Here is a 25,645-nt window from a genome sequence, read left to right on the forward strand (position 1 = left end):
TAATCTTGCACCAGGCGACTGGAAGTCACGGCTACACAGGTAAAACCCGCCTACGCGGGTTAAAAACCTTGATTTTACCTTTTATGACTATGCTTGAATACGCGCCTCCTCCGATTTGGCTAAATGCTCACATTCAAGACCCGCGTATCAACGTTGGAGATTACACCTACTTCGATCAGCACATCAGTTTAGCAATATTTACCCCTGACGACCGGATTGAAATCGGAAAGTTTTGTTCTCTGGCTAAGGATATCATCATTTTTGCTGGAGGAAACCACATTATGACAAGAGTAACGACATTTCCTTTCAAGTGGTTATCCGCAGAAGCTGTGCCAGAAGAACGTTACACCGATGCGGCTTCTAAGGGGGCAACGATTATTGGTCATGATGTTTGGATTGGGTATGGAGCAACGATTTTATCAGGGGTGAAAATTGGCAACGGTGCAGTTGTGGGTGCACAGGCTGTTATTGCTTCCGATGTTCCTGCCTATGCAATTGTGGTGGGTAATCCAGCTAAGATAATTCGGTATCGGTTTAAACCTGAAACGGTAGAACGGTTGCTAGAACTATCTTGGTGGGATTGGAAGTCAGCGAAGATTGCGGCTAATTTAGATTTGCTATATACAAACCCGGATGAGTGGCTACCAGAGATCCAGTGGAAAGAGCCACAAGGAGATGTATTGAAATTTATCGGGATGCCACCAGCAGAACAACACGATGGAGCGGATGTTTCTGTTTAATTACTTGTCGATGGCATCCATCCAAAATCGCTCTGCCTCCGTGAAGATATCTGCGAGCCTACCGCATTCCCTAAAAGACTTTCAGCCAGGGGAGTGTCAATCAATCTTGCATTATCCTGCCTTACCCTGTTCAAAATTCTAAGTTGTTGAGTTGGATCTTTGTCAGTCCCTCAATAGCAATTTTCTGTTGTCCTTGTCTGATGCCAGATAGCAAGCGACTTTGAAGTGCTTTATTTAAATCTTCTTCTAGAGAACTGAGGTCTGAATATTTCTCTAAATGATAACGTATATCATTACTGGTCGGAACATTTTTTAAAACTTTAGTAATGTTTTCAATGCTGTCTCTTTGAGTAGCTACTCGAATTAAAATTTTAAATATATTTTTTTGTTACCAATTACCTTGAGTTTTAATTGGAACATTTTCTGCTAAACAGTTAACCACTTCTTTTAACGTTTGATTATCGGTTAAAACCGGGGTAGTTGTAGTCATAGCCAAACGAATTAATCCTTGAAGTCAAAAATTTTACTTCTTCACCTCAATACTTTACAAAAATTCTAAGACACAGCGCCAGAAGATTGTTCTGGTGCGGAAGCTACCCTTATCTTTTTCTCCAATTTATTAGTTTCGCTTATGTAATATTTCTAAACGATTTTTCCGAAAACCGTATCAAAAAGTACAGTTTTTCAGACAATAATCAGGTTTGCAAGTATCCATCACTGAGCGATACCTTCTCTACGAGACGCTACGCGAACGGTGAGCTTTGCTAACGCAGAACTTTTCGGTCTACTGACAGAGTTTGCTCGAACCTCACTGCCTTTGGTGACATCTATACACAGCAAGGCTTTTCGATGTCACGGCAGACTTCGCCGATTTATTCTGCCACTTTGTAACCTCACCTGATGCGGCGAAAAAAGTAGCTTTTCACTGGATTTAAAATGCTACTGTGAAAAATAGTTATATTGCGATCGCCTCCGGTGGGTGGTTGCGCCATCGCTAAATTCTCGGCAATTCTTTGTTATGTCTATGTTTGGATATGGTATTAATTAATGCTCATTTGTGCTAACACCCAAATTCCTTTTCCCCGTTCCCTGGTTTATGCTACCTATCGGGACAAACTAGTTGAGCTAGTTCCTTATATGCCAAACGTGCGCGACATCAAAGTTAAATCACGTAGTGAAGTAGGCAGTAATATTTATACTGTTAATGAGTGGCATGGTGGTAGCGAAATTCCAGCAGCAGCAAGAGTTTTGCTCAGTGAAGATATGCTCTCTTGGACAGAATATAATACTTGGAATCAGGCTCTGTTTACAGTTGAATGGCGTATTGAAACTCACGCTTTCACAAAAGCAGTCAAGTGTTCTGGCAAAAATCGCTTTCTGTCAGATGGCAATACGACAATAATTGAAAGCCGTGGTGAACTAGCGATCGACCCAAAACAAATCAACGGAGTACCATTCTTTCTGACAAGTACAATTGCTAATGTAGTTGAAGATTTTTTAGGAAAAAATATACAACCTAACCTACTAGCAATGAGTGCGGGAGTGTGCCAGTATCTAAAACAAAATGCTAGAGACTGAAAGTCAATTTGGCAAGTCGTTCTTTCTCTATCATCAATAACAATGAAACGTCAGACAAAGAATACTTTTTGAGAGGGTTTTTACGTTTCAGATAAAATAACGCACAATTAGTTGAACAAGCAGAAAAATTTAAAGCTTGGCTTGTCAGAAAAAATAAATGTAGTAGTGCAGTTATCAGTCACTCAGAAAGATTAGCTACTGAATGGGAGGTAAAAGCTTGGCCCTGTCTTTGCAAGTTGCAATGAGCAATAATACGTAGCAAAAATTACCTCAGAAAACTAAGAAAAGTTTAGTTGAAATCAATACCTGTTAAGGTGTAGTTCCAGTGTATTGAGCAACTTGGGCAAATCCTTTTGAGAAACCTGACGTGTACCCGTCTCGACTGCATCAACCCAAGAAACGCTTTTCCCCATCGTTGTAGCGAAAAATGCTCTAGACCAGCCTTTTGCTTTTCTCGCTTCTCTAATGACATTACCTGATACAGGCTGGATATTGTTTGCATTTAGCTGATTCGAGTCCACGGTCAAGCGTTCCTGTACTTCTGCTGGTAAATGAAAACGCCATCTAGAATTGAGTATTTGATTCCAGTAACCTATAGGTCTTTTAGCAGTTTTGCTGCTTGTTAACCAAGGTGGGCCTGTTTCCAGTTCTGCTTGCCATCCAGCTTCTTTGACAACTTTCAAGTCAGTTTCCAAATCATCAGCCATTTGCCGTCTAAGCTGTCTGTCTTGCTCTGCTGTTGATACTTTGTCTGCACCGTAAGCAATCTCCATCAGATTCTTGCCCATTATACAATCCTGGAATTCCGGTTTGATTTGGAAGGTTAGCCAAACTAGCATTCTAGCCGCGCCAGCATTTTGTTTACCAATACTAAATAGTTTCTGTACGGTTTTCTTGGTAATAATTCCAGTGTAGTAGTGGTGTTTAGATTTGTTAAGGAAGTATTTTGTCCATACTCCAGCTTGACCTATTACCTTTAAACCCACTAGCTTGTTATTGCCAGCTTTATCTGTTTCAAAATCCCGTATTATGCTGATGTCCCAAATCTTTAAATCAGCAACAGTAAAAGCTCCAACTTTCTCCTGTTTAGGCCATGCAATACAAGCTAGTACTTGAGCAGGTTGTCGTAACAAGTGGTACAAAATAGTCAATTTTTCATGTTTGCATAAGTCCCTGCGTTTCACAAGCCCTGTGTACTCAAGTAGTTGCTTGTCATCAATTACAAAATTACCTGACCAAGGTTTATCTAAGCTAGCTACTAAGGCACAGTAAATCAGGTGAATAGCACACGCCCTTGGATCAAATTCATCTATAACAACTAAAGCGGCTTCTTCTGCCAGTGTTTCTGGTTGTGGAGTTTCGGGATTATCTGTTACATAGTAAAAGATTTTTCCTTTTCCAGTTTCAGCTTCTTTTTTGTAACTAAAAGTATTATTTACTTGATTCCATGACAGATTCATTTTTTGAGATAAGACTTCAGCAACTCCATACAAAACTAGCGACAATGCAGCAACATTAGTCTTACTATCAGGAAATAAAGAAGCTTTTTTAAATTGCCGAGGCTTTGCTGAATCCTGGTAATTTAATTCTAAGTTTTGCTCAGATTTATTAACTCTGTCTTGAAGAGGAATTTGTTTTTTTGATTGGGTAGTTGAGTTTTCCAGAGATTCGTCATCAAGAGCAACATTAGTTTTGTTTGTATTTGGATTACGGAAAATGGTAATTTCCATTACCTGATAAAATAGATGCAGAAGTTTACTATATAATGTTTTTGCTAACTGTTTCATTTTTCTACCAATCTGCTGCTGACGTAGGTAATTTACAATAATGAAATTAAGCCTGACTTTTTTTCTACTTGACCTTGCTAGAATATAACTCTCAGCCGCTTTTAGTTGCTTTAAACAACCACCAACAAGGCAAGAGATTTTCCACCAGGTGATACCAATCTAATAAAAATTGATCGAGTAAAATATCAATTTTTTACTTTACTATAATTATCAGTAATGAGTTCAAGCTTTCACTGATTGTAATTACGAATTGCAGCTTTGCTGTTTCAGGTTACTAGCGGTACTGTTGGTCAGCCGGATCGCCGTAGAGGTCTTCGCTAGCTGGGCGGACGTTACCATACTGCCCGTAATTTCCTTGGTTGCCTCTTTGCATCAACTTTTTGACAGCTAGTAGTGTACCAACCCAAAATTGCTACGTGGAGGTAAGCAGGGGAGCAGGGGAGAAACGTTGCAGTAAGTCTTTCCCCTCTGCCCCCTGCCCCTCCGCTCCTCTGCTGACCACAATGCAAAGTTTCCTTGGCAGACTGCTAGGGCGGCGATACCAGCCATCGCTCCCTTGGCTAATGGATTGCTCATTATGTTACCACCTTGACCTCCTGTAAAGCTTCCCGCAGCACCACTCATAATTTGACTGAGTATATCTGGTTGTTGCTGGTGAACTTAAAAAATAGAATGACGGTTAAACGCCATCTATTTATAATCTGTACAAAAATTAATTTGTTGGAACAGTACCTGCACCCAAACCCCTTAAGTCTCGCCCTGTAGGACTGTTATTATATCCTTGAAAGTCCCGGTATTGTTGTGCCTCCTCCTCTGGAACACGAATGCCTTCTTGTGGCGGTGTTACCCAGACAGGGCGATTTTGAGCATCTCGATAGTAAACACGCCCATTCTTAGAAAGGTAGTATTTCCCTTGCTCTCCCTTTCCTTGGGCATTCTTTCGCTGATTGTAGAGGTAGTAAAGTCCAGCAGCACCAGCCAAGATTGCTACTTTCTGCCCTGTACTTAATCCCCTCTTAGCTTGGGGTTGATTTATGGGAGCGCGATTATTTAAATTTCTCCCAACAGTATCGTCAATTGGGGGTGGGGTAGCATTTCGGGAACTTCCGCCGCAGCTATTAAGCAGAGGGACTGTTAGCAATGTTGAAAGAAATACTGTTGTTGTCAGCGAAGCTAATTTATTTGTCTTGATCATACATTTTCTTTTTCGGCTAATTTAGCTGATGTGGTATAAGATAGGACTTACGCAAAGAGTGCTAAAAAGCTTAATTTATCTATCTGCCATGAGAGGCTTCCGCCAACGCGTAGCGTCTGGTTAGAGAAGAACACTAAGAATCTACAGTTTTATACAATGGTCAAGCAAAACTCAGCTTTTTACTTGACCAAAGTTTCAGATACACTGTATCCGCCACCATAGTTTAGTTAGCTTAAAGTCTCTGATTCTTCTCTGCCTAGAATTTGTTTTTTAAGCAAGCGAGTTTCTTCTGCTAGTTCTTGCCGAGTCGAATCTTTGAGCAAATAGCGGGAAGTAAACCAAATTGTGTAACCAAGCCCAATTAATTGAAGAAATGGAGAAACTAGGGGAATATCATTTATTGCATTGATTACCGCTAGGAAAATCCTTAGTGCCGTAACTGTTATCACAAGCAACGCAAAGCTGATAATCAGCAATTTGTATTCTTGGTAGAATCTACCTATGTACTCAGGTATTTTTGCCAAAAATATAGAAATCTGTCTACCAATTTTTTGCCATTGTTCTTCATTTTCTGAGGCGGGTGGCAACATTGCCAGGTTTCCAGACTCTGAACCTTTAAGTGCTTCTATCTGGTTTGGGGAGGCAGTATCGACATACTGATCTTGCTGTAATTCTGTAGCCATAATTATCTCCTGATTTTCTGCAATAAGAGCAGTTTTAAAGTTTACACTCTGTTATTATCAATTTTTACAACACTTGCTTTGCAACTATATTTCTTACTCCTTAGCGACACAGCTAAATATCTACAGCAATTTTCATTTGCATGAAGTACAAATTTACGGGTTTTGAGGCAGGAGGTAGAAGGTAAGAGGTAAACACTCTTTATATCTGAAAAATCAGTCCTGAATTTTGTACCTCATTTACTTGCAATCTGCTGTATTTGCAAATTTATTAGTAGTTTAATAATATTAAGACATTTTTAGATTTCCTTCTCATCAATCTTTTGGCATAGATTTTGTCTTCTCTAAGTGTGATAGAGCAAGTATTACAACTTAAGTAAATAAACCTTTAACAATGTAAGAATATTTAATTTAAGTGTAAGGTTTTAATAAAAATATCGAAGTATCTAGATTTGTAATGTGTATTGATTTAACTAATTTTAATTTTGACATTTTCTGCTAGAAACTAGTCACATAAATGCTAGAAACTAGTCACGTTATTTACAAAAATTTAGTGATACTGCATTTTATAAGTAGTAATACATTAATACCAAAAACCTGTTTTGTATCATACTTGTGGGTTATAAAAATATATTTAGTTACTTCGATTGATTAAATATCAAGATGATTTAACTCAATCCTCGGAGAGAAGATGTATATAAACTAAATTGTGTAATTTATAAAAAGACACAGCAAGATTTTAAGGAATAAAATCATGCCACTCCAAAAAATAAGTGAATTCGATCCAGACTACCCTAATACTCTTGAAGGTAACGACATCAAAGGAATGGGTGTGTATGTTCAAGGAACTGATGAGAAGATTGGTACAGTAAATGATGCTGTAGTAGATGATCAAGGAGCATTCCGCTATTTAATTGTTGACATAGGCTTTTGGATTTTTGGCAAGAAAATCTTACTACCAGTTGGTAAATCGCGTATTGACTCTACAGCAAACCGTGTATATGTCGTTGGTTTAACAAGAGAGCAAGCGGAAAATTTACCTGAATATCAAGAGCATACAACGCTTGACTACGACTATGAAGAACAGGTGCGTGGAGGATATCGCACACCATCTGTAGAAAGTTCAGCTAGGCTTGGAGCGACCTCTGGCCGCACTACTCCGAATCTTGATCCTAATAGCTACACCTACGCACACGACGCGGATCTGTATGATGTCAGCGCTCACGAAGACCAAACCTTCAAACTTTACCAAGAAAGGCTAGTTGCTAATAAACAGCGCCGAAAAAGCGGAGAAGTATCGATTAGTAAGCATGTTGAAACCGAAACTGCAAAAGTTGCTGTTCCGGTGGAAAAAGAGCGAGTCGTGATTGAGCGAGTGACTTCTCAAGACACAGGCAAAGTTGTGTCTGCTGAAGCGACTGACTTTTTCGAGGGTGAAGTAGCGCATATAGACCTCTATGAAGAAGTTCCAGACATCCAAAAGGAAGCTTTTTTGCGCGAAGAAGTCAGAGTGCAGAAAGTTGTAGACAAAGAAACTGTTGAAGCTCAAGAAACCATTCGACGCGAAGAATTAGATGTTAATACTGATGGAACTCGAATAGAGAATAAAACTGGCCGAGGTTAACCTACTTAAACTACGAAGGTCATTACTTTTGAGCTAGTGAGCTAGTAGGAGCGGGTTTTTTACCTACTTATACTCAAAATACTTTCAGTAGATTGATATTGCAGAAAAGTCATTAGTTTAGATGAGGTGGTTAAATTGAAAATAATTCAAAAGTTTCGTCGGGTTTTAACAGCTTTAGTCTTGGTATTAGTACTAACAACGACTGCCGCCTGTAGTGGTACTGTTCAAGCTAAACAACCAACTCAATTACCGTCTGGAATCAGTGATAGTGCCGACTATGCCTTGTTGTCACGCGGTAACAGTGTACAGGGCCAAGATTTTGGGAACTGGGTTGTCAGCACAGCCAAAGGAATTGTCCAAGATGCTTATGTACGTGACAACAATAAGTTAGGTGTCGTGATTGCGCCTCAAGTTCGTCCGACGGAAGTGCGACCATTAGCAAAATCCTTACTCCAAGGTTTTCACAAAAATTTCCCCAATCAAGACTTAAAAGTTTTGATGTATGCACCAGACAAAAAACTGATTTTGACGGCTCAGTATGATGTGCAATCTCAGCAAGTTGAGTATAAATAGGGACTCATTTTTTGGAGAAAACCTGAGTTAATTCAGTTGATTGCAAGTATAAAAAGGAGACATTTAAAATGAGCAGCAGTGACAAGTATAAACGCGAAATTCTCAACGAGTTGGCTCATGGTAATACAGAGTCTTTAGATGATGTTTCATCTGATCCAACCAAGGAATACCAAAATTTTGATGATTTTGCTCAACGCTCATCCCACGAAGAACGTCGTCAATTATTTGGTCGATCTTTCAACCATAACAGCATTCCTCCCAGCCAGATGGAGCCAGAATTGCAGAAGGCGATCGCTCAGATTAAGCCTAACGAACGGGATGATGTTGCACGGGCATTTTTCAAGCACTTAAAGCAAAGAGGTCTAGACGAGCGCCATCTGGAGCGAGATTTGGGACTTTCTACCCACAACCCTAACCGCATAAGTGCAGATGACCTCAGCAAGCTGGCATCTTTCACATATCATAGCCATCCTGACATCTTCCAAGAAGTAATGGCTGAACAACCAGCGATTCTGAAGTTTCTCAGTAATCCACTGGTAGGAGCAGCTTTAGGAGCGATCGCCTCTAAATGGTTTGGTCATCATAAGTAGGCATTTCCAAGCTTGATACACATAGTAGTTTGCTAAGGGAACGCAAGCGGGGTAAAGGGTAAGGGGTAAGGGGGAAAGGTTTTAAATCCCTTACCATGAGTCCCTTTCCCCAATCAAGAGCCATCACAAGCGCATTTTTGGGTTGACAGAGTAATAGTCCTTTGTCTGTAGGCTGCAAATATGATGATTGTGACTCAGAATAAATTGAGTTGTTTAATACTTTCCAAACATCCTCTAAGACTAGTTTATTCACAGTTGCCCAAGCACTTACCACTTCGTGCGATCTATTCGTGGGTCTTTTATTCCCATAAAGTGGTCAGCAATTGTGATTTTTGGTTTGAGCTTCATAGAGAGGAACTGGGAGAGCGTTATTCTTTTTTGGCGTTGCATAAAACAGGGATGAATTATTGAACCGTGAAGACGCAGCAAAGTATTGTTGAATGGTGATTTTATTTATTAAAAAAAGAGAGGAGCTTGGTTTAAAATCTAGATAATGTTTTACTCCTGTGCCTCAGTAAGCTTTTGTTGATATTCTATGTATTCTCTATCTTTATGTTGCCAGTATTTCTCAACTGTTACTTTAGCAGCGTTCGCGTGATTGTATTCATCTCCACCTTGGCTTAATAATCGCTGTTTGGTTTGCTTTGGCAGATCAGAAACAACTTTGCCATTAACTTTACGCGTCTTTGACCAATCTAGAATCGCTTTAAGATAGTTACTAGCGTCAATATATTTCTTCTGCTCAATTTCTGGGAAAGTGTAGCTTTGCAGGTGCAAGATATAAATAGACAAGGCAGTTGTTCTGCCACGCCTGTAGCTCAAAATGAAAAATGTTTAGATTTGCGATCGCAAATCATCCAATAGAAGCAGCTCCCTTTACCTGGTTGGAGAGAGAACCAAGCTACTAATGAAGAGGTGAAGGGTTGTGATGAAGGTGATTCTTCTCTTCCGTTTACCATTAACAGCATCGAAGTGAACAGCGTTATACTTAAACTCGCATTCATAATTTGATTTAAAATATTTCTACAAAATAAAAACTTATAAAAACTAAAGCTTTAGAAAACTTAGAGTAGCGATTGCCAATGTACCTGTTTCAGTGTCAAATTAGCGATCGCACCTCAATTATAAAACTATGAAAATCCCTGAATTATTAGTTGATTCCATGCTCCCCTGCACCAACGAACTGACACGGCTCAAAGCAGTATATCAGTTTCAGGGTTTGGATGCTGTACCCAATCGAGCATTAGATGATTTAACAGCACTGGCAGCCGATCTGTGCGAAACTCCAATGGCACTGGTGAGTTTTATCGGAGCCGATCGCCAGTTGGTTAAGTCTAAAATGGGAATCACATTAACAGAAATTCGCCGAGACCTCGCATTTTGTAACTACACCATTCGCCAGCCAGATGTCTTTGTAATTCCAGATACCCTGGCCGATCCCCGCTTTGCCACCAATCCCTTCGTTATCAATGCTCCTAATATCCGGTTTTATGCCGGAGTGCCCTTGGTAATCACTAGCGGTTGTGTCTTGGGTACACTCTGCGTCATGGACATTGAACCGCGCGATCTGAATCAGAAACAACGGAAAGGATTGCAGACACTCAGCCACCAAGTGGTAGCGCAATTGGAGCTAAAGCGCAACACCACGAAGCTGCGTCAAACGATCCCGGAAATCAAACAATTAAAACAGCAATTGATTACTCAGGAATTGGTTGGTCAACAAGATTCAATTCTATTTAATCTGGCAAATCAAATCCGTAATTCTCTGGATCTGGACACGATTTTACAAACGGCAGTGAATGAGATTCATAGTCTGTTGCAAGTCGATCGCTGTGACTTTGTGTGGTGTCTGCCCAACAAAGATCGGTTCAATTTTATGGTGACTCACGAAGCAACTAGCCCAGAGATTCAGATGGCGTTGGGGGAACTTTCTCTTGACCCAGGCTCCGTTCTGGCAGAAACTATCTTAAATCTAGATATGCTAAGGATTGAGGATGTTTCTACTACCTCAGAGGCACTCACCCCGGAGGATCGCGCCCTGCTGCATCAACTGGCAGTAACCTCGGTGCTGTTGCTGCCACTGAGAACCCATTCTGGTCAATTGGGTGCTATTATTTGCCATCACTGTCGCGGTTCGCGCCAATGGACTGATAGCGAAGTCCGGTTACTCAAAGCTGTCACCGATCAAGTAGCGATCGCTCTCGATCAGGCAGAACTGCTTGCCCAAACACGAGCAACCGCCTTTGCCGCTCAAACTCAAGCCACCTATCTAGGAAACGCCCTGAGCCAGTTGCAGCAAACCCAAATGCAACTGATACAGCAAGAGAAGATGTCTAGCCTGGGACAATTGGTGGCCGGAGTTGCCCACGAAATCAACAACCCGGTCAACTTTATTAACGGTAATATTACTTATGCAACCAACTATGTTCGGGATTTGCTGGAACTATTGCATCTTTATCAGGCAACCTATCCCAATGCAACTGATGCTATTCAGGAAAAGATAGAGGCTATGGATCTTGATTTCTTGATGCAAGATTTGCCTAATTTATTGTCGTCGATGCAAATGGGTGGAGAACGAATTCGGCAAATTGTCCTATCTCTGCGGAACTTCTCGCGCTTGGATGAAGCCGAGATGAAACCTGTGGATATCCATGAAGGGATTGACAACTCGTTGTTAATTTTGAAGAGTCGGTTGAAATTAACCAGTGCCAAGTTTGAGATTCAAGTGATTAAAGCATACGACAATTTACCGCCTGTTGATTGTTATGCGGGGCAATTGAATCAAGTATTTATGAATCTTTTGGGTAACGCGATCGATGCCTTAGATGAAACGCCTAATCCGATCGTTACCATTCAAACAGAACTTATTAGTAGAGAAAAATCGGGTAGTTCCGATATATCCCAATTTTCGCACGCAGATAGTGTAGTGATTCGGATTCGAGATAACGGTTCTGGGATGACAGAAACAACCCAGCAAAAACTGTTCAATCCATTCTTCACCACCAAACCCATCGGCAAGGGAACCGGTCTAGGACTGTCCATCAGCTATCAAATTGTGGTTGAAAAACATGGCGGCATTTTAAAATGCTCCTCAGAACTTGGGAAAGGCAGCGAGTTCTTGATTCAAATTCCGGTTGAGCCTCTGGTTAAAAGTACTTGAAGTATGTATAAAATTATCAAAATATCAATTGTTCAACTTTTCCTTTGGGAATGCTAGGCTAAATGCCAACGATGATTGACTCATCGACTTGTAAAGTATGTCAAATGATACGACAAGCTCACGGATTGTTCTCGCACTTGATGACAGCCCTGTGATTCATCAAATGATTAAACGAGCGTTAGAACCGGGCTATCAAGTAATAACAGCCGCTAACGCGGTTGATGCCTTGTCGATCATTTATCATCAACCGATTTCAGTCTTGCTATTGGATGTGCAGATGCCGGATGTAAACGGTTTGGAGTTTTGCCGCACGGTGCGGAGTCTGCCCCAGTTTCAGCATTTGCCCGTGATTATGGTGACTTCTCAAGATTCCCCCTTTGATCGGGTGAAGGGTCATCTGGCGGGTGCAACAGAATATTTGATCAAACCTTTTGATGCTGAACAATTGCGCGAAGCTGTACGAAAATTTATTGGCTCTTGATGCAATACAGTTCGGATAAGCATTTTGAACTCAGAATAGGGTCTGGGGAAAAGGGTAAAGGTTAAAGGTTTTTTATTCCCATTTACCCTTTCCCCTTTAACCGAACCGTATTGACACCTAACCCAATACGGTTCGGATAAGCATTTTGAACTCAGAATAGGGTTTGGGGAAAAGGGCAATGGGTTTGCGGTTAAATGTTTTTTATTCCCCTTTAACCGAACCGTATTGACACCTAACCTAGCCGATAACTGGAAATTCGATTCAATAGCATGGGAGCAATTTCGCCGATCGCCAAAATATGTTGGGCGGCTCCCAGAGCGATCGCTTCTTTGGGCATCCCGAAGACAACGGAGGTTTGTTCATCCTGGGCAATGGTAGTGCCTCCGGCTTGGGCGATCGCTTGTAATCCATCTGCACCATCCCGTCCCATGCCTGTCAGCAAAATACCAACCGCCGATCGCGGGTAGCAGGTGGCAACGGCTTGAAACAAAGCTGTGACGGAGGGACGATGCCCGGAAACAGGAGGGGTGCTGACGGTGGTTAATCGCCCTTGAGTATCGAGTTGCAGGTGTTGTCGTTCGGGAGCGAAGTAGACAGTACCCGGTTTGGGAAATTCTCCCGGTTGGGCGATCGTCACGCGCAGGAAACATTCTGCTGCTAGCCAATCTACCAGTCCTTGCAGAAATCCTTCGCTGATATGTTGGACGCACAGAATGGGTACGGGAAAGTTTGCAGGCAGTTGTTTTAGGATCGCGTACAATGCCTGGGGGCCGCCTGTGGAGGCTCCGATCGCCACGACTTTCGGCAGGGAAAACGGGGAATTACGAATGGGGAATTGCGAGTTACTGACAGATTTTGGGCTGAATGGTTCTGGCTTACTTTTAGGGCTAAGAGGATGCGTTCTAGGTTCTACCGTCGCAGTTCGGGAAGTGTGGCGAGTAAAGACTGTAACCCCTGCCAGAACTTTGATCCGGTTGATTAATTCGTGCTTGACTTGTTCGTAGTCTGAAAGCGAGTCAATGTTCGGTTTGGGAAAAACATCCAAAGCACCCGCTTGCAGCAGTTTAAAAACATTGCGGGAATCTTCTTGAGTGTTGACAGAGGCGCTGATTACCAGAATGGGACGGGGATAGTCTCTCATAATCCGGTGGGTTAGTTCCAGTCCATCCATTTTGGGCATGTGCAAATCGGTGCAGATTACCTGCGGCTGTGCGGCTGGAATTCGCTCCAATGCTTCCACGCCATTGGGAGCAGTTCCCACCACATCCACTTCCGGGGAACTCGCCAGAATTCGCTTGAGGATGGTTAAGGCGACGAGCGAATCTTCCACCAGAAAGACGCGAATCGGGGCAGAGTTTTTCATGAATTGACAGTAAGTTGAGATTTTACGAGAAAATTATTCTTCATCGAACAGAATTCAGGAGTCAGGAGTCAGAATTCAGAATTAATTTTGACCGAAAAAACGGATAGCGCAGTTCGCGTTCGCGTTCGCGAAGCGTCTTTGGCTCCGCTCCTGAATTCTGACTTCTGAATTCTTCTTCATTCATCCGCAAACCTCTACACTAACCGTTTGAGGGCTGACAGTAAGGCTTCTTGATTAAAGCTGCCTTTGATAATGTAGGCATTGGCTCCGGCTTCCGCACCCCGACGTTTATCTTCATCGCTGGCAAGAGAAGTAACCAGGATAATTGGAAGTTCGCTATATTCTTGATATTGGCGGATTTTGGCAGTTAACCCCAAGCCATCGAGATTGGGCATTTGCACATCGCTAACAACGGCATCAACGGTGTGCGATCGCAGCTTGTTCAATCCATCCAAACCATCCACAGCAGTAATCACTTGATAACCTGCGGTTTCTAAAATTCGCTTTTCTTGCGTGCGTGTGGCAATAGAATCTTCCACTAATAAAACGGTTGGTTTTGTGGGTGCAAGTTGACGAGTTTGGGTAGAAGAAATGGACTGCGATCGCGATCGGGCTGACTTGACCAAATCGTGGGGATTCAGCACCATACACACATCTCCAGTGCCTAAAATTGTTGCTCCAGAAACATTGCGGACTCGTTTAAGTAAATGACTTTGGGGTTTAATCAATACATCTTGCTCATCCACTAAGGCATCCACCACTACACCCAGTTGTGCTTGCCCAACCTGAAGAATAATACAGGAAAGTGCTGTTTCTTGAGTTAATCCAGATGGCATCGGGGGCAGTTCTAATAGATCGGCCAACTGCACAATCGAAATCGGTTGGCTATCCCGAATGATTGTGTCCCGTCCCTCCAAGGGAAAAATCTCTTCTGACTTAATTAAACAGGCGGTTTGTACAAACTCCACTGGGATGGCATAAGGCATTTGGTTCACTTGCACAATCAAGACATGGGCGGTTGCCAAGGTGATACCGAGATTGACGCGCAGCGTACATCCCTGTCCGGGAAATGATTCTACCTGAATCGTACCTTTCAATTTCTCGACATTGGTTTGCACTACATCCAGCCCCACACCTCGCCCTGATACTTCTGTCACCAGGGGGGCTGTTGAAAACCCCGGTGCGAAGATCAACGCTTGGATCTGGCTGGGAGTCATTGCAGCTAATTCTTCGTCCCCACAAATACCCCGTTTCACCGCTATTTGTTTGATTCTATCCAGGTCAAGCCCCCGCCCATCATCACTGATTTCCAGCACAATGTTAGTGGGAGTCTGGTAAGCTTTGAGCCGAATCGTTGCTGTTGTTGGTTTTCCTAGCCGTTCCCGTTCTTGTGGTAGCTCAATTCCGTGATCGATCGCATTCCGCAGGATGTGCATTAGCGGATCTTTCATTTCTTCCAACAAGCGTTTGTCGGCAAGCGTATCTTTGCCTTCTAGGATCAACTGCACCAATTTTCCCTGCTGCTGCGCCAGATCGCGCACCATCCGGGGGAAGAGGTTGAAAATCGTTGCAAAGGGTAGCAATCGCAGGGTACGAATACCTTCTTCTAGATCGCTACTTAGTTGTTCCAGTCGAGTTGTGTCTTCTGAAAGGGAACTCTGCAAGGTTTTCACCAAATGACCCAATTGCTCTAATCGTTTTTCAGAGTGATGATGAAAAGTTTCTAGACGTTGCAGGGCGACATCACCTTGTTGCTCTCGGCTGAAGGCAAACCGATTAGTGAATAAATCTCGATTCCATTCTTCCCACAAATTAGCGATCGCCTCAATTTCTCCCAGCCGATGAGCAATCCGAATTTTGGTAACAGTTAACTCCCCTGCTTGCGTCATCAACGTATCCAGGTGGCGAGTACCAACGCGAATGGTTTCGATGCGGTAGCTATTGGTGGGGGATTTTGGACTTCGGCTTCGCTCAGTCGAACGATTTTGGACTTCGGCTTCGCTCAGTCGAACGATTTGGGATACTTCGACTTCGCTCAGTACAAGTTTTGGATTTTGGATTGCTCCGTTTTCCTTTAGCTCTTGATCTTTATCGAAAGTATTGTTTTTTACTGTATTTATGACTTCAATACTGTTGACTTCTGGTTCATCACTTGAGGGATCTTCTCTTTTTCCTGGCTGCGCTCCCATCAATTCGGCCAGAACAGAAAAGGTATCAACCTTGGCAGGTTCTCCGGTGACGGCTTCATGAACGAGTTTGCGGATAGCAGCGATCGCATGAGCGAGGCGTTCATAGGGTGAGTCTGTTGTAGCATTGCCCAACCAGGATGCAGGATTTTCTTGTTGCTTGAGTTGAGTCAAAATATGCTCAATTTGATGTGCCAGAGTGCCTACATCTTTGACTCCCAGCATATTGGCATCGCCTTTGAGGGAATGCGCCTCTCGCATCAAGGCTTCTAGGACAGCCAAATCTTCGGGATGGTTTTCCAGATGCAGTAATCCATCATCCAGGTTTTGCAGATGTTCTTCGCTGGCTACTTTGAAAACGTCTCTCAGTTCTTCATCATCGATCATCATGGTGTTATCTCAGGGGTTAGGGGACAGGGGGCAGGGGGCGGGGGGATGGATTTTTGATTATGGTTACTAGATTAGACCTCTTGCAAAAGTGTTTTTTGCACTCTTGGGGAAAAGGGTAAAGGTTAAAGGGGAATGGGACAATACAGAACCTTTTCCCCTTCCCCCTTCCCCCTGCCCCTTTTCTTCTTCATTAAATGGTTGCCTTGAGTGCTTGCGCTGACTCGTTTAGTTGTTGAGTACCAGAGCGGATCTGGCTAATACCACTGGCAGTTTCACGCGCAGCAATATTCAGGTCATTCATGGCAGAGATAATTTGCTGAATGGCGATCGCTTGCTGGTTGATATTGAGTGAAATCTGTTGACTGTTGATGACAATGTTATTCACTGCACCTTCTACACCTGCAAAGGATTCTGATGTTTCCTGGGCAATTCGCGTCCCTTCTTCCACAGTTTTAGTGCCTTCATGGGTGACAATGACAGTGATGCTGATGGCAGATTGAATGTCGCCTACCAAGGTGTTAATTTTTTCGGTTGATTTTTTGCTCTGGTCTGCTAATTTGCGAATTTCCGCAGCGACAACGGCAAAGCCTTTCCCATGCTCCCCTGCGCGAACTGCTTCTACAGCCGCATTTAACGCCAGCATATTAGTCTGACTTGCCAACTCGCCCACCAAACCAGAAATACTGCCAATCTGCTTGGTTTGTTCATTTAAGCGTGCGATCTGGTCGGCGAGCGCTGCGACTTTCTGCTGTAGGGTTTCCATGCCCTTGAGGGTGCGTTTTACAGCATCAGCACCGTTACCTGCAAGGATCAACGCCTGCCGTGCGCCGGCTACCGCCGATTCTGCTTGTTCGGCTGACTGCTGCGATGAGGCTCCCAATTCATCGATGGTGATAGTGGTTTGATTGACAGAACTTGCCTGCCGAGTCGCAGTTCGTTCTTGTTGCTCAACCGCCGCGGCGATTTCATTGGTGGAAGCAGCCATTGTTTGAACAATTTGAGCAATTTTGCCTGTCAACGGTTTAGCGATTTTGTTGCTCAGAAAAAATCCTAGTAAGATTGCCCCTAGAGGCCCAGCAATAATCCCAGTAAGTACCCAACCTGTGGTCAAGCGGGTATCGTCACTGGCGGCTTTATTTGCATCTTCAGCAGTATCCTGATTAATTTTGATCAGTTGCAACAATGAGTTAGTTGCAGCCGCAAAGGAAACATCATTTTTGACAACAGCGTTTTGTCTGAGTTTTGTCAGTCGATCGGCAGCAGCGATCGCCACCTTCATTTCTGGAGAATTTTCTCGCTTCTGGCTGGTCAATTCCAGCTGTCTGGCAGTGGGGTTTACAACACCTAAGCGGGCAAAATCCTGGTAAGCCTGAAGATAGGCGGCATGATCTTGCTTCCACGCCTGCCACTGTTGCTTAAACGTCTGATAGAGTTTGTCCTCGTCGGGGCCGCGGGGCGTGGTTTCATATTCCTCAAGACCTGCGTCAATCTGCTTCCAGGCTGCCTGCATTCGACTTAACTCAGATTGTTTGGCTGCGGTGGGTAATTCGGGGTTGATAATCGCTCGCTCTGCCGACTGGATCTGGGTCTGCCCTTCATTAACTCTCCACAATCCGTCGATGCTGGGGAGGCTGTTATTACTGAGGGTGTCGATATGGCTGCTTAATTGATGAGTACCCCGCCAGCCGAAAAACCCTACAACCAAAACGACACCGCCCATCAGCAAAAACGAACCCATCAATCGTCCATGCAAAGACATATTTTTTAACATAGCTGTAACTCAAATACATTTTTAGACAACGGCTTTTAGTTCTTGGGCGGCATCATTCAGTCGTTGGGTACCGACTTTAATTTGACTAATACCAGAGGCGGTTTCCCTAGCGGAAATATTCAGCGAGTTCATGGCTTCTACCACCTGTAGCACCGCGATCGCCTGTTGATTGGAAGTAAGGGAAATTTGTTGACCATTTAGGGCGATCGTTTTGATCGCATCTACAATCTTTTCTACGGTTTTCGTACCTTCATCTGTCACCATAACGGTGGAATTGGTCGATTTTTGAATGTCTAAAACCAGTAGATTAATTTTTTCAGCCGATCGCTTACTCTGGTCTGCCAGTTTGCGAATTTCGGCAGCAACAACCGCAAAGCCTTTGCCATGTTCCCCGGCTCGCACGGCTTCTACTGCTGCGTTGAGCGCCAGCATATTAGTTTGACTTGCTAAGTCACTAACCAGGGTGGAGATCGTGCCGATTTGATTGGTTTGTTCGCTGAGATGAAGAATTTGGGTGGCAATGTCGCCTACTTTCTCGCGTAGACTCGATTGGCTGAACTGACCCTCTTGAGTGCGACCGTCTACCAGCAACAACACCTGCTGCGCCCCTGCGGCTGAGGCTTCTGCTTGTTCGGCAGACTGGCGCGAGGAAGCCGCCAATTCATCCATTGTTGTGGTAGTTTGGTTGACAGAAGTGGCTTGTTGGATGGTGGCGCGTTCTTGCTGCTCGATCGTCGTGGCAATCTCGGTTGTAGAAGTTGCGATCGCACTGGCAGAAGCGTTCATCTGGCGGGCAGTGCGGTTAATGACCCAGATGCCAATCAAAACAGATACCACCAGAGAGAGTCCACTACTTAACATCACCGTGAACTTAAGGGCATTGAGCGCCTCTTGTTGTTCTTTCGCGGCAATTGCAAAAGTCTGATCTTCTCGCTGCTGCATTTCTCCAATCATGTCTACCACATCCTGCCCTTGATTGCGGGAATTTCCTTGACTCCAGCTTTCAACGGCTTCTTTGACTTTGCCCCGATCCACTCTTGCCATCAGGTTATCGTCAAAAGCAATCTGTTTATTCAGCAGTTCCTCTAGTTTGGTTAAAGACTGTCGTTCTTCTTGCGATCGGGCAAGTGTCATCAGTTTTGCTAGAAATTCCTTGGAATCCTTTTGAGCCTTTTGGTAGCTCTCAAACGATTGCTGATTTTTTTCTAACAAATAGCTTCGATTTGCCTTAGAACTACTTTGCACACTAACAGAAAGATCGTCGAGTATTGAGTTAATGTCATAAGAAGACAATAAATTTTCTGACCGTTGGTTCACCGTGTTGATATTGACGATCGTTGCTCCGGCAGAAATTAACAATGCCAGCACGGGAACTGCATACCCGCCAATAATCCAGTATCTTAGTTTCCAGTTTCGTTTGCTTTCCATCTTGCGATCTCCTGTAAGTGAATAAATTCGAGAATTTCCAGATATTGCTAAGGGGAAGGAGGCAGGGGGCAGGGGGCAGGGGGAAAGGGTAAAGGGGAAAGGGGAAAGAAAAGCTTTTAACCCAAACCTAGTAACTTTTCCCAAAGCCCAATTTCAAGTTAAAAATGCTTAACTGAACAGTATTGCGGTATACACACAAATCTCTTAATCTGCACCTTTGTTGCATCGACCTGCATCTTTGTTACATCGACCTACACCTTTGTTGCATCGACCTGCATCTTTGTTGCATTGACCTGCATCTTTGTTGCATTGACCTGCATCTTTGTTACATCGACCTGCACCTTTGTTACATCGACCTGCACCTTTGTTACATTGCGCCCCTTCCCCTTTCCCCCTTTCCCTTTCCCCCTTCCCCCTTCCCCTTCCTTCCCCCGATTACACAACACTCTGTAGCTTATAAGCTGCATCATTGAGTTGGTGAGTGCTAACGCGAGTCTGACTGATGCCGATGGCTGTCTCTTTAGCAGAGCTATTGAGTGCATTCATTGCTTGTAAAATTTGCTGAACCGCAATGGATTGCTGGCTAGCGTTTAGCGAGATTTGCTGAATATTCAACACCATCCGGTTGACGGCATCGGTGACATTGATAAAGACCTCCACCGTCTGCTTAGTTATTGCCGCGCCCTGTTGAGCAGTTTTTGTACTTTCATCTGTCATCACAACGGTTGAGTGGATGGCGGATTGAATGTCATTCACCAGCACATTAATTTTTTCAGCCGATCGCTTACTCCGATCTGCCAGTTTGCGAATTTCGGCGGCGACGATTGCAAAGCCCTTCCCCTGTTCTCCTGCCCGGACTGCTTCTACTGCCGCATTTAGCGCTAGCATATTAGTTTGATTTGCTAGGTCGCTCACCAACCCGGAAATATTGCCAATTTGCTTAGTTTGTTCGTTCAGGCGCAGCATTTGGTCTGCTACTGCACTAACTCTGTGGCTCAAGGCTGCCATTCCTTCCAAGGTGCGGTTCAGTGATTGATTGCCTTGATCTGCCAAATTTAAGACTTGTTGAGCGCTGGTTGAGGCAGTGGAGGCTTGCTGGGCAGACTGTTGAGCAGAGGCGCTGAGTTCGTCCATTGTCGTGGTGGTTTCGCTGACCGAGGCTGCCTGTTGGTTAGCAGTGCGTTCTTGTTGCTCGATTGTGGCGGCAATTTCAGCCGTTGAGGTAGCGATCGCACTGGCTGATTCATTTATCTGTCGAGCAGTGCGGCTAATTATCCAGATGCCAGTTAAAACCGACAACAGCAAGGAGAGTCCAGTCGCAGACAGAATTGTGAGCTTGAGCCTATCGAGCGCTGCTTGTTGTTCCTTGGCAGCCAAAATTACATTCTGGTCTTCTCGGCGCTGAACTTCATCGATCGCACTTGTCAGGCGATCGACCATACTGCGAGCATTTTCGTGACTCCAGGTTTCAACAGCTTCCTGAAGCTTACCTTGATTCACTTTGCCAATCAAATCATCCTCGACAACCATTAAGTTATTCAGCAGTCCCTCTAGTCTGGTTAATGACTGTTGCTCTTGCTCTGTTCTGGCAAGCGACATTAGCTTTGACAAAAGCTCGTTGAAGCTTCTTTGAGATTTTTGATATTCGTCAAAAGATGTCTGATTTTTTTCTAGCAAATAGCCCCGAACTGACTTAGAACCGCTCTGCACATTCGTGGCAAGGGCATTAATCGCTGAATTAACTTTATAGGAAGAAACTAAATCTTGCGATCGCTGACTCACCAAGTTGATATTAATAAATATCAGCCCCGCAGAAATTATTAACGCCAGAATGGGAACTCCATAGCTGCCCATAATCCAGTATCTCAGTTTCCAATTTCGCTTACTTTGCATCTTGTTATTTCTTGTGAATGAATTCAAGGATTTGCCAATATTTCTATCATTTGTAATCTTTGCGATCGGATTTCTGAATCAAGGGAAGATTGCACAAGTTCGTAGTAAGGACTTTAGTCCTTGATTTGAGCGATAAATCGCTCACTACAAACCTGGGCATTACTAATGGGACAGACCACTAGTGCTTCTGTCAACCTAACAATGTGCTTGTGAGGGCTGGGTAAAGGGTAAGGAATTTAAAACCTTTCCCCCACCAAGTTCCTTGGCGAACTACTAAATTTATGGGCGTTAGACTTCTTCATTAACAACCAACACCTCTGAAGTCAGCAATTTAGATAAATTGATAATGCTCATCATCCGATCGCGATAAGGTGCGACACCCTGGAGATAGTCGTCTTTGGCAGAATTCAAGGCAATCGGAGGCGCGGTCATTTGGGAGGGATGAATATACGTCACATCAAAAATGTCATCGACGGCAATGCCCGCCACTCGTCGATCCAGGCGCACGACAACGGCTTGCTGATGCAATCGCACCCCATTCATAGGCAGATCGACTACATTATTGATGTTAATTAAAGTGACAATTTCGCCGCGCAAGTTGATGTTGCCAACAATGTGCGGCGGACAGCAGGGAATTGGGGTAATCTTGTGAATCTCGGTAAACTCATGCACCGTTTCTAAGCCAAACCCAAAGTACTCACCCGCCAACCCCACAACCGCTAAAGGCAAAAGCGATGCCGAATCCTCGTCATCAATCGAACACCGCAGAGCTTCAGTTCGCTCTTGCAAAATCTGTCGCTCCTGCGAATCGAAATGAGCGTATAAGCCTTGATTTAGGGCTGAATCAGAGAAGTGTTTTTGTGCGTCATTGACTGAGCCGTTGTTAAAATCAGACTCTAGCAAGGCGTGTTGCACCAACAGTTCGGGATTGAGCAATGTCACGATGCCGTCCTCAAGGTTGGCAATACCAGTCATCAATCTATCCTGCAAACTCTCTTTCGATCGATCGCAAACATCGGCAGCGATCCGATCGAGTGCGATCGCTTGCACGCTATCCACTTGATTGACGATGATTCCGAGTCGTTGAGTTTGCCACTCCACGACAATCATGCTGTCAGTCAATTGAAAAGGGGGACGTGCTTGTTCTAAATGGCGATATAAATCCATCACGAGGAGAAACTTCCCTCGCAGGTTAATCACGCCTAAAATTGTGCTGGAAGTTTTGGCGATCGCAGTCACTTCTGGCAGAAAGAAGAGTTCTTGCACGGCTGTAGCCGGAATCCCATAGCGTGAATGGTTGAGTTTAAACATTAAATAAGATTCATGGCTCATAACTAGTTGAATTTAAGTGCTTAAGAACGTGTGCTTTTAGTTCAGCAGTGGTTTGCTGATTATGGGAATCGATCGCTTCTTGGGGTAGATTTTGCAAAATTTCAAGAAGCGATCGCCAGGTTTTTTGAGCCTGTTTTTCATTTCCCTCTCGTTCATATATAAAACCCAATTCCAGGTGAGCAGTAACAGAATTAGGAGCGAGATAAATAATACGTTTTAAGAATAATTTGGCACTGTCGCGATCTCCTTGCTCTTCGGCAATTTGAGCCAACAAATGATAAGGTTCGATCGCCAATGGGCTGATCTGGAGTGCCTGCTGACACGCCTGACTCGCCTGGGAGTAATCGCCAAAATTCGCGTAAGCTTCTGCCATCAAACAATATGCCTGAAAGTGTTGGGGGGCAGGGGAGGTCGGGGAGGTAGGGGAGGCAGGGGAGGCAGGGGGGGCAGGGGAGGGAAGAGAGTTATTAATATTAAACAATTTCTCTTCCTCTGCTTCTGTTCTCCCCCTGCACGCCTCAACAGATAACTTTGTTAACCAAACCGGATTGAGAGAGGGCGAAGAAATTTCGGTTTCCCTGCTCTCAATGGCAGCAGGTGTTATGGTATTTAAGACTTTGCTCTGCTCGTTGAGTGAGCTATGTCTTTGATAAACCGCAGATTCTGGAAAATTTTTGACTTGAAACAGTTCAGTTTTTTGCCCGTGTAATTCCGTGTGGCCTGTGAGCAGAAACCCTCCCGGTGTCAGAGAGTAGTAAAACTTGTCTATAACTTGGGCGATGGCGTTGAAGTCAAAATAAATAAACACATTGCGGCAAATAATCAAATCGAAATCGTGAATGCTAGACGCGTAAGCCGGAAAGTTATCCTGCATCAGGTTTCCAGGTTGAAATGTAACCATTGCTTGAATAGCAGGATCGATTTTCCAACCTTTTTTGTGGGATTGAAAGTAGCGATTTTTGATTTCTTCAGTGGTTGTCCGAAAAGACCAATCGCTGTAAATTCCTTGTTGAGCTAGGGCGATCGCGCGTTGATTAATATCTGTGCCTAAAATCAGAATGTCCCATGTCTGATTGTTAGTGATTAGTTCCTTCACCAGAATGGCAAGTGAGTAAGCTTCTTCACCAGTCGAACATCCAGCACTCCAAAGCCGTAATGTCGGTCGATAAAGTTCTCTATTACCAGCGTTGCACTGAGTTAAACTAAGCTCTCGTTTGCGCTCGATTAACTCTGGGAGCAGCTGATTTTTGAGCAGCGACATCTGCCCTTGATCGCGAAAAAAATAAGTTTCAGTGACAGTGAGTAAAGAAATTAGTTCTCGCCACTCTGTCGCACCAGGAACTAATTGATTTCTTGCCACCAAGAACTGATAATAATCATTGAGCGAGCATAATCCCAGCGCCCGGATGCGAGTTAAAAGATTTTTCTTTAATCTATCTTGATAGTGTGGTTTGATATGAATGCCGAATGTATCAGCAATCAGATCGACCATTTGTGACAAACAAAAGTCATCACTGTGTTGAGAATTGGGTTCAAGTAAAATGGGGCGAGCGCTGCTAATCTGATTCATCACTACATTATTTTTGAGCCGATACGCTTAGGTTTCCCATTTCAATCTTTTGATTCGGATTTGTATGATATTTGGTATTAAACTAAGATACAAGTAAAAACCTGCAATATAGTCTAAAAGCTTTACTGTACATAAGTTTTAACGAATAAACTTTTGAAGCTTAACCCGGTTTTATGTTCCATTGATGATGCTGTTTGCGAAATATTGCTTAACATTTCAATTGAGCGATGGCTAGCTGTTGAACCACTCAAAGAGAATGCTCAGGAATGTCTGCGGCTCATGGGTATGGTTTTGAAGAACTTAGCTAGCGCTATGAACAACACCCAAGTGCTCGAAGCCGTGTAAAGTAAATTTCTTTTACTTGCAACATTTCAAGGTAATTTATGAACAAGGGTGAACTAGTAAATGCTGTAGCAGCAAAGACCAACATTGAAGTTGAGCTAATTCACTATTAATTTGGCTGCCTCCAGGTAGCAGAAGTAGCGAATAGTCAAGGCTACTGAAGCGAGGTAAGGGTAGAGTGGGTTGCAAAAAATTGCCAGAGTAGAACGACGGAAAGCTTTTGAAGCCGACTGTCGCCTGTTCAAAGTATCTCTTGTTCTGGCAAGCTCCTAATCAGTGGTTAGGAGCATTAAATATGAGGCTTCGCAATTCTAAATTGAGCGTTGTGCCAGCACAACGTTGTTTCACACAAAAAACAGAGGCGATCGCGCACCTTGAACAGTCTGCGATCGCCTCTACTAAACTACTTAAAGGCTCTAACATTAGCTATAACATTATGACACAAGCAATTTTAACAACGAAAGATCCGCTAACAGCACAGGATCGCCAAATCATTGCAACCATCGTCAATCAGTCAGACTACTCAAGACGCGGCGTTGCATATTTGCGGGATGTTTTTTAATTTTTGCGAATTCATAAACCTAATTCCTTCGCGCACTTTGCGTCTTCGCGGTTCAATAATTCATCCCTGTTTTATGCAACGCCCAAGACGCTACTCGCGGTCGCTTGATTGGGTGGGGCGATAAGCCTACGGCATAGCAACTCTTGGAGACGCTGCGCGAACGCTTACCGCAGAGCGAGTAAAAATTCAAATTTTAGTGATGAAGACGAGCTTGGCGTTCACGTAATTCACGAGCTTTTTGTTCACGAGCTTGGCGTTCACGTAATTCACGAGCTTTTTGTTCACGAGCTTGGCGCTCACGCAATTCACGAGCTTTTTGTTCACGAGCTTGGCGTTCACGTAATTCACGAGCTTTTTGTTCACGAGCTTGGCGTTCACGTAATTCACGAGCTTTTTGTTC

At 43.7% G+C, this 25,645-nt stretch carries 21 protein-coding genes; 9 read left to right on the plus strand and 12 right to left on the minus strand.

What is annotated here, in order from left to right; genetic code table 11:
• Nucleotides 1-5: 5 nt before the first annotated feature.
• Both RMX98_RS23075 and RMX98_RS23080 read left to right on the plus strand, forming a co-directional pair.
• On the plus strand, nucleotides 6-740 hold the full coding sequence (locus RMX98_RS23075) for a CatB-related O-acetyltransferase (protein ID WP_322676219.1): 735 nt from the start codon (nucleotides 6-8) through the stop codon (nucleotides 738-740).
• A 1,047-nt stretch (nucleotides 741-1,787) separates the two neighbouring features.
• Nucleotides 1,788-2,318, plus strand: a complete 531-nt coding sequence (locus RMX98_RS23080) for a hypothetical protein (RefSeq protein ID WP_322676220.1) — start codon at nucleotides 1,788-1,790, stop codon at nucleotides 2,316-2,318.
• Between the two features lie 299 nt (nucleotides 2,319-2,617).
• Here RMX98_RS23080 and RMX98_RS23085 read toward each other — a convergent pair whose 3' ends face one another.
• The 4 genes from RMX98_RS23085 to RMX98_RS23100 all read right to left on the minus strand — a co-directional run bounded on the left by RMX98_RS23085 (nucleotide 2,618) and on the right by RMX98_RS23100 (nucleotide 5,983).
• Nucleotides 2,618-4,105 carry a helix-turn-helix transcriptional regulator gene (locus RMX98_RS23085; protein ID WP_322676221.1) on the minus strand — a complete coding sequence of 496 codons (1,488 nt, stop codon included), beginning with the start codon at nucleotides 4,103-4,105 and terminating at the stop codon, nucleotides 2,618-2,620.
• A 387-nt stretch (nucleotides 4,106-4,492) separates the two neighbouring features.
• Nucleotides 4,493-4,729, minus strand: coding sequence for a hypothetical protein (locus RMX98_RS23090; protein ID WP_409881469.1), 237 nt, complete (start codon nucleotides 4,727-4,729; stop codon nucleotides 4,493-4,495).
• A gap of 88 nt (nucleotides 4,730-4,817) precedes the next feature.
• Nucleotides 4,818-5,300 carry a hypothetical protein gene (locus tag RMX98_RS23095; RefSeq protein ID WP_322676223.1) on the minus strand — a complete coding sequence of 161 codons (483 nt, stop codon included), beginning with the start codon at nucleotides 5,298-5,300 and terminating at the stop codon, nucleotides 4,818-4,820.
• Nucleotides 5,301-5,527: 227 nt separating this feature from the next.
• Complete coding sequence (locus tag RMX98_RS23100; RefSeq protein WP_322676224.1) at nucleotides 5,528-5,983, minus strand: CAAD domain-containing protein; 456 nt, start codon at nucleotides 5,981-5,983, stop codon at nucleotides 5,528-5,530.
• A gap of 751 nt (nucleotides 5,984-6,734) precedes the next feature.
• On the opposite strand from RMX98_RS23100, the gene RMX98_RS23105 reads away from it, so the two are divergent.
• From RMX98_RS23105 to RMX98_RS23115, 3 genes are all read left to right on the plus strand, one after another.
• Complete coding sequence (locus tag RMX98_RS23105) at nucleotides 6,735-7,604, plus strand: DUF2382 domain-containing protein (protein ID WP_322676225.1); 870 nt, start codon at nucleotides 6,735-6,737, stop codon at nucleotides 7,602-7,604.
• A gap of 135 nt (nucleotides 7,605-7,739) precedes the next feature.
• The gene (locus RMX98_RS23110; protein ID WP_322676226.1) at nucleotides 7,740-8,177 is read left to right on the plus strand and encodes a hypothetical protein; all 438 of its coding nucleotides are present in this window, start codon (nucleotides 7,740-7,742) and stop codon (nucleotides 8,175-8,177) included.
• 68 nt (nucleotides 8,178-8,245) lie between these two features.
• Entirely contained in the window at nucleotides 8,246-8,767 is a 522-nt protein-coding gene (locus RMX98_RS23115) for a hypothetical protein (protein WP_322676227.1), read from the plus strand.
• Between the two features lie 498 nt (nucleotides 8,768-9,265).
• Here RMX98_RS23115 and RMX98_RS23120 read toward each other — a convergent pair whose 3' ends face one another.
• A complete protein-coding gene (locus tag RMX98_RS23120) occupies nucleotides 9,266-9,559 on the minus strand; it encodes a hypothetical protein (protein ID WP_322676228.1) in 294 nt (97 codons plus the stop codon).
• Between the two features lie 340 nt (nucleotides 9,560-9,899).
• Here RMX98_RS23120 and RMX98_RS23125 point away from each other — a divergent pair, with 340 nt between their 5' ends.
• Together RMX98_RS23125 and RMX98_RS23130 are read left to right on the plus strand one after the other, a co-directional pair.
• On the plus strand, nucleotides 9,900-11,927 hold the full coding sequence (locus tag RMX98_RS23125) for a GAF domain-containing protein (RefSeq protein WP_322676229.1): 2,028 nt from the start codon (nucleotides 9,900-9,902) through the stop codon (nucleotides 11,925-11,927).
• Between the two features lie 97 nt (nucleotides 11,928-12,024).
• Nucleotides 12,025-12,408: a response regulator gene (locus RMX98_RS23130; protein ID WP_322676230.1), complete on the plus strand. Its 384-nt coding sequence runs from the start codon at nucleotides 12,025-12,027 to the stop codon at nucleotides 12,406-12,408.
• Nucleotides 12,409-12,640: 232 nt separating this feature from the next.
• On the opposite strand, the gene cheB is transcribed toward RMX98_RS23130, so the two are convergent.
• The 7 genes from cheB to RMX98_RS23165 form a co-directional block, all read right to left on the minus strand.
• Nucleotides 12,641-13,771, minus strand: a complete 1,131-nt coding sequence (gene cheB, locus RMX98_RS23135) for a chemotaxis-specific protein-glutamate methyltransferase CheB (protein ID WP_322676231.1) — start codon at nucleotides 13,769-13,771, stop codon at nucleotides 12,641-12,643.
• A 194-nt stretch (nucleotides 13,772-13,965) separates the two neighbouring features.
• On the minus strand, nucleotides 13,966-16,347 hold the full coding sequence (locus RMX98_RS23140) for a hybrid sensor histidine kinase/response regulator (protein ID WP_322676232.1): 2,382 nt from the start codon (nucleotides 16,345-16,347) through the stop codon (nucleotides 13,966-13,968).
• Nucleotides 16,348-16,537: 190 nt separating this feature from the next.
• Entirely contained in the window at nucleotides 16,538-18,118 is a 1,581-nt protein-coding gene (locus RMX98_RS23145) for a methyl-accepting chemotaxis protein (RefSeq protein WP_322676233.1), read from the minus strand.
• Between the two features lie 21 nt (nucleotides 18,119-18,139).
• Nucleotides 18,140-19,546, minus strand: a complete 1,407-nt coding sequence (locus tag RMX98_RS23150) for a methyl-accepting chemotaxis protein (protein WP_322676234.1) — start codon at nucleotides 19,544-19,546, stop codon at nucleotides 18,140-18,142.
• Nucleotides 19,547-19,981: 435 nt separating this feature from the next.
• Complete coding sequence (locus RMX98_RS23155; RefSeq protein ID WP_322676235.1) at nucleotides 19,982-21,439, minus strand: methyl-accepting chemotaxis protein; 1,458 nt, start codon at nucleotides 21,437-21,439, stop codon at nucleotides 19,982-19,984.
• Nucleotides 21,440-21,727: 288 nt separating this feature from the next.
• Nucleotides 21,728-22,771, minus strand: a complete 1,044-nt coding sequence (locus tag RMX98_RS23160) for a chemotaxis protein CheW (RefSeq protein ID WP_322676236.1) — start codon at nucleotides 22,769-22,771, stop codon at nucleotides 21,728-21,730.
• The gene (locus RMX98_RS23165) at nucleotides 22,761-24,341 is read right to left on the minus strand and encodes a CheR family methyltransferase (protein ID WP_322676237.1); all 1,581 of its coding nucleotides are present in this window, start codon (nucleotides 24,339-24,341) and stop codon (nucleotides 22,761-22,763) included. The genes RMX98_RS23160 and RMX98_RS23165 overlap by 11 nt, the downstream gene beginning before the upstream one ends.
• A 204-nt stretch (nucleotides 24,342-24,545) precedes the next feature.
• Here RMX98_RS23165 and RMX98_RS23170 point away from each other — a divergent pair, with 204 nt between their 5' ends.
• Both RMX98_RS23170 and RMX98_RS23175 read left to right on the plus strand, forming a co-directional pair.
• Entirely contained in the window at nucleotides 24,546-24,686 is a 141-nt protein-coding gene (locus RMX98_RS23170) for a hypothetical protein (RefSeq protein WP_322676254.1), read from the plus strand.
• Nucleotides 24,687-24,978: 292 nt separating this feature from the next.
• The gene (locus RMX98_RS23175; RefSeq protein WP_322676238.1) at nucleotides 24,979-25,245 is read left to right on the plus strand and encodes a hypothetical protein; all 267 of its coding nucleotides are present in this window, start codon (nucleotides 24,979-24,981) and stop codon (nucleotides 25,243-25,245) included.
• Nucleotides 25,246-25,645: the final 400 nt, after the last annotated feature.

The sequence above is a fragment of the Nostoc sp. DedQUE02 genome (genome assembly GCF_034531035.1).
Lineage (GTDB): Bacteria > Cyanobacteriota > Cyanobacteriia > Cyanobacteriales > Nostocaceae > Nostoc.

Coding starts and splice junctions, on each gene's coding strand:
- RMX98_RS23115 (WP_322676227.1), top strand. CDS start 8,246: ATGAGCAGCAGTGACAAGTATAAACGCGAAATTCTCAACGAGTTGGCT.
- RMX98_RS23100 (WP_322676224.1), bottom strand. CDS start 5,983: ATGGCTACAGAATTACAGCAAGATCAGTATGTCGATACTGCCTCCCCA.
- RMX98_RS23130 (WP_322676230.1), top strand. CDS start 12,025: ATGTCAAATGATACGACAAGCTCACGGATTGTTCTCGCACTTGATGAC.
- RMX98_RS23175 (WP_322676238.1), top strand. CDS start 24,979: ATGAGGCTTCGCAATTCTAAATTGAGCGTTGTGCCAGCACAACGTTGT.
- RMX98_RS23150 (WP_322676234.1), bottom strand. CDS start 19,546: ATGGAAAGCAAACGAAACTGGAAACTAAGATACTGGATTATTGGCGGG.
- cheB (WP_322676231.1), bottom strand. CDS start 13,771: ATGAAAAACTCTGCCCCGATTCGCGTCTTTCTGGTGGAAGATTCGCTC.
- RMX98_RS23085 (WP_322676221.1), bottom strand. CDS start 4,105: ATGAAACAGTTAGCAAAAACATTATATAGTAAACTTCTGCATCTATTT.
- RMX98_RS23125 (WP_322676229.1), top strand. CDS start 9,900: ATGAAAATCCCTGAATTATTAGTTGATTCCATGCTCCCCTGCACCAAC.
- RMX98_RS23145 (WP_322676233.1), bottom strand. CDS start 18,118: ATGTTAAAAAATATGTCTTTGCATGGACGATTGATGGGTTCGTTTTTG.
- RMX98_RS23155 (WP_322676235.1), bottom strand. CDS start 21,439: ATGCAAAGTAAGCGAAATTGGAAACTGAGATACTGGATTATGGGCAGC.
- RMX98_RS23095 (WP_322676223.1), bottom strand. CDS start 5,300: ATGATCAAGACAAATAAATTAGCTTCGCTGACAACAACAGTATTTCTT.
- RMX98_RS23165 (WP_322676237.1), bottom strand. CDS start 24,341: ATGAATCAGATTAGCAGCGCTCGCCCCATTTTACTTGAACCCAATTCT.
- RMX98_RS23105 (WP_322676225.1), top strand. CDS start 6,735: ATGCCACTCCAAAAAATAAGTGAATTCGATCCAGACTACCCTAATACT.
- RMX98_RS23160 (WP_322676236.1), bottom strand. CDS start 22,771: ATGAGCCATGAATCTTATTTAATGTTTAAACTCAACCATTCACGCTAT.
- RMX98_RS23080 (WP_322676220.1), top strand. CDS start 1,788: ATGCTCATTTGTGCTAACACCCAAATTCCTTTTCCCCGTTCCCTGGTT.
- RMX98_RS23140 (WP_322676232.1), bottom strand. CDS start 16,347: ATGATGATCGATGATGAAGAACTGAGAGACGTTTTCAAAGTAGCCAGC.
- RMX98_RS23090 (WP_409881469.1), bottom strand. CDS start 4,729: ATGAGTGGTGCTGCGGGAAGCTTTACAGGAGGTCAAGGTGGTAACATA.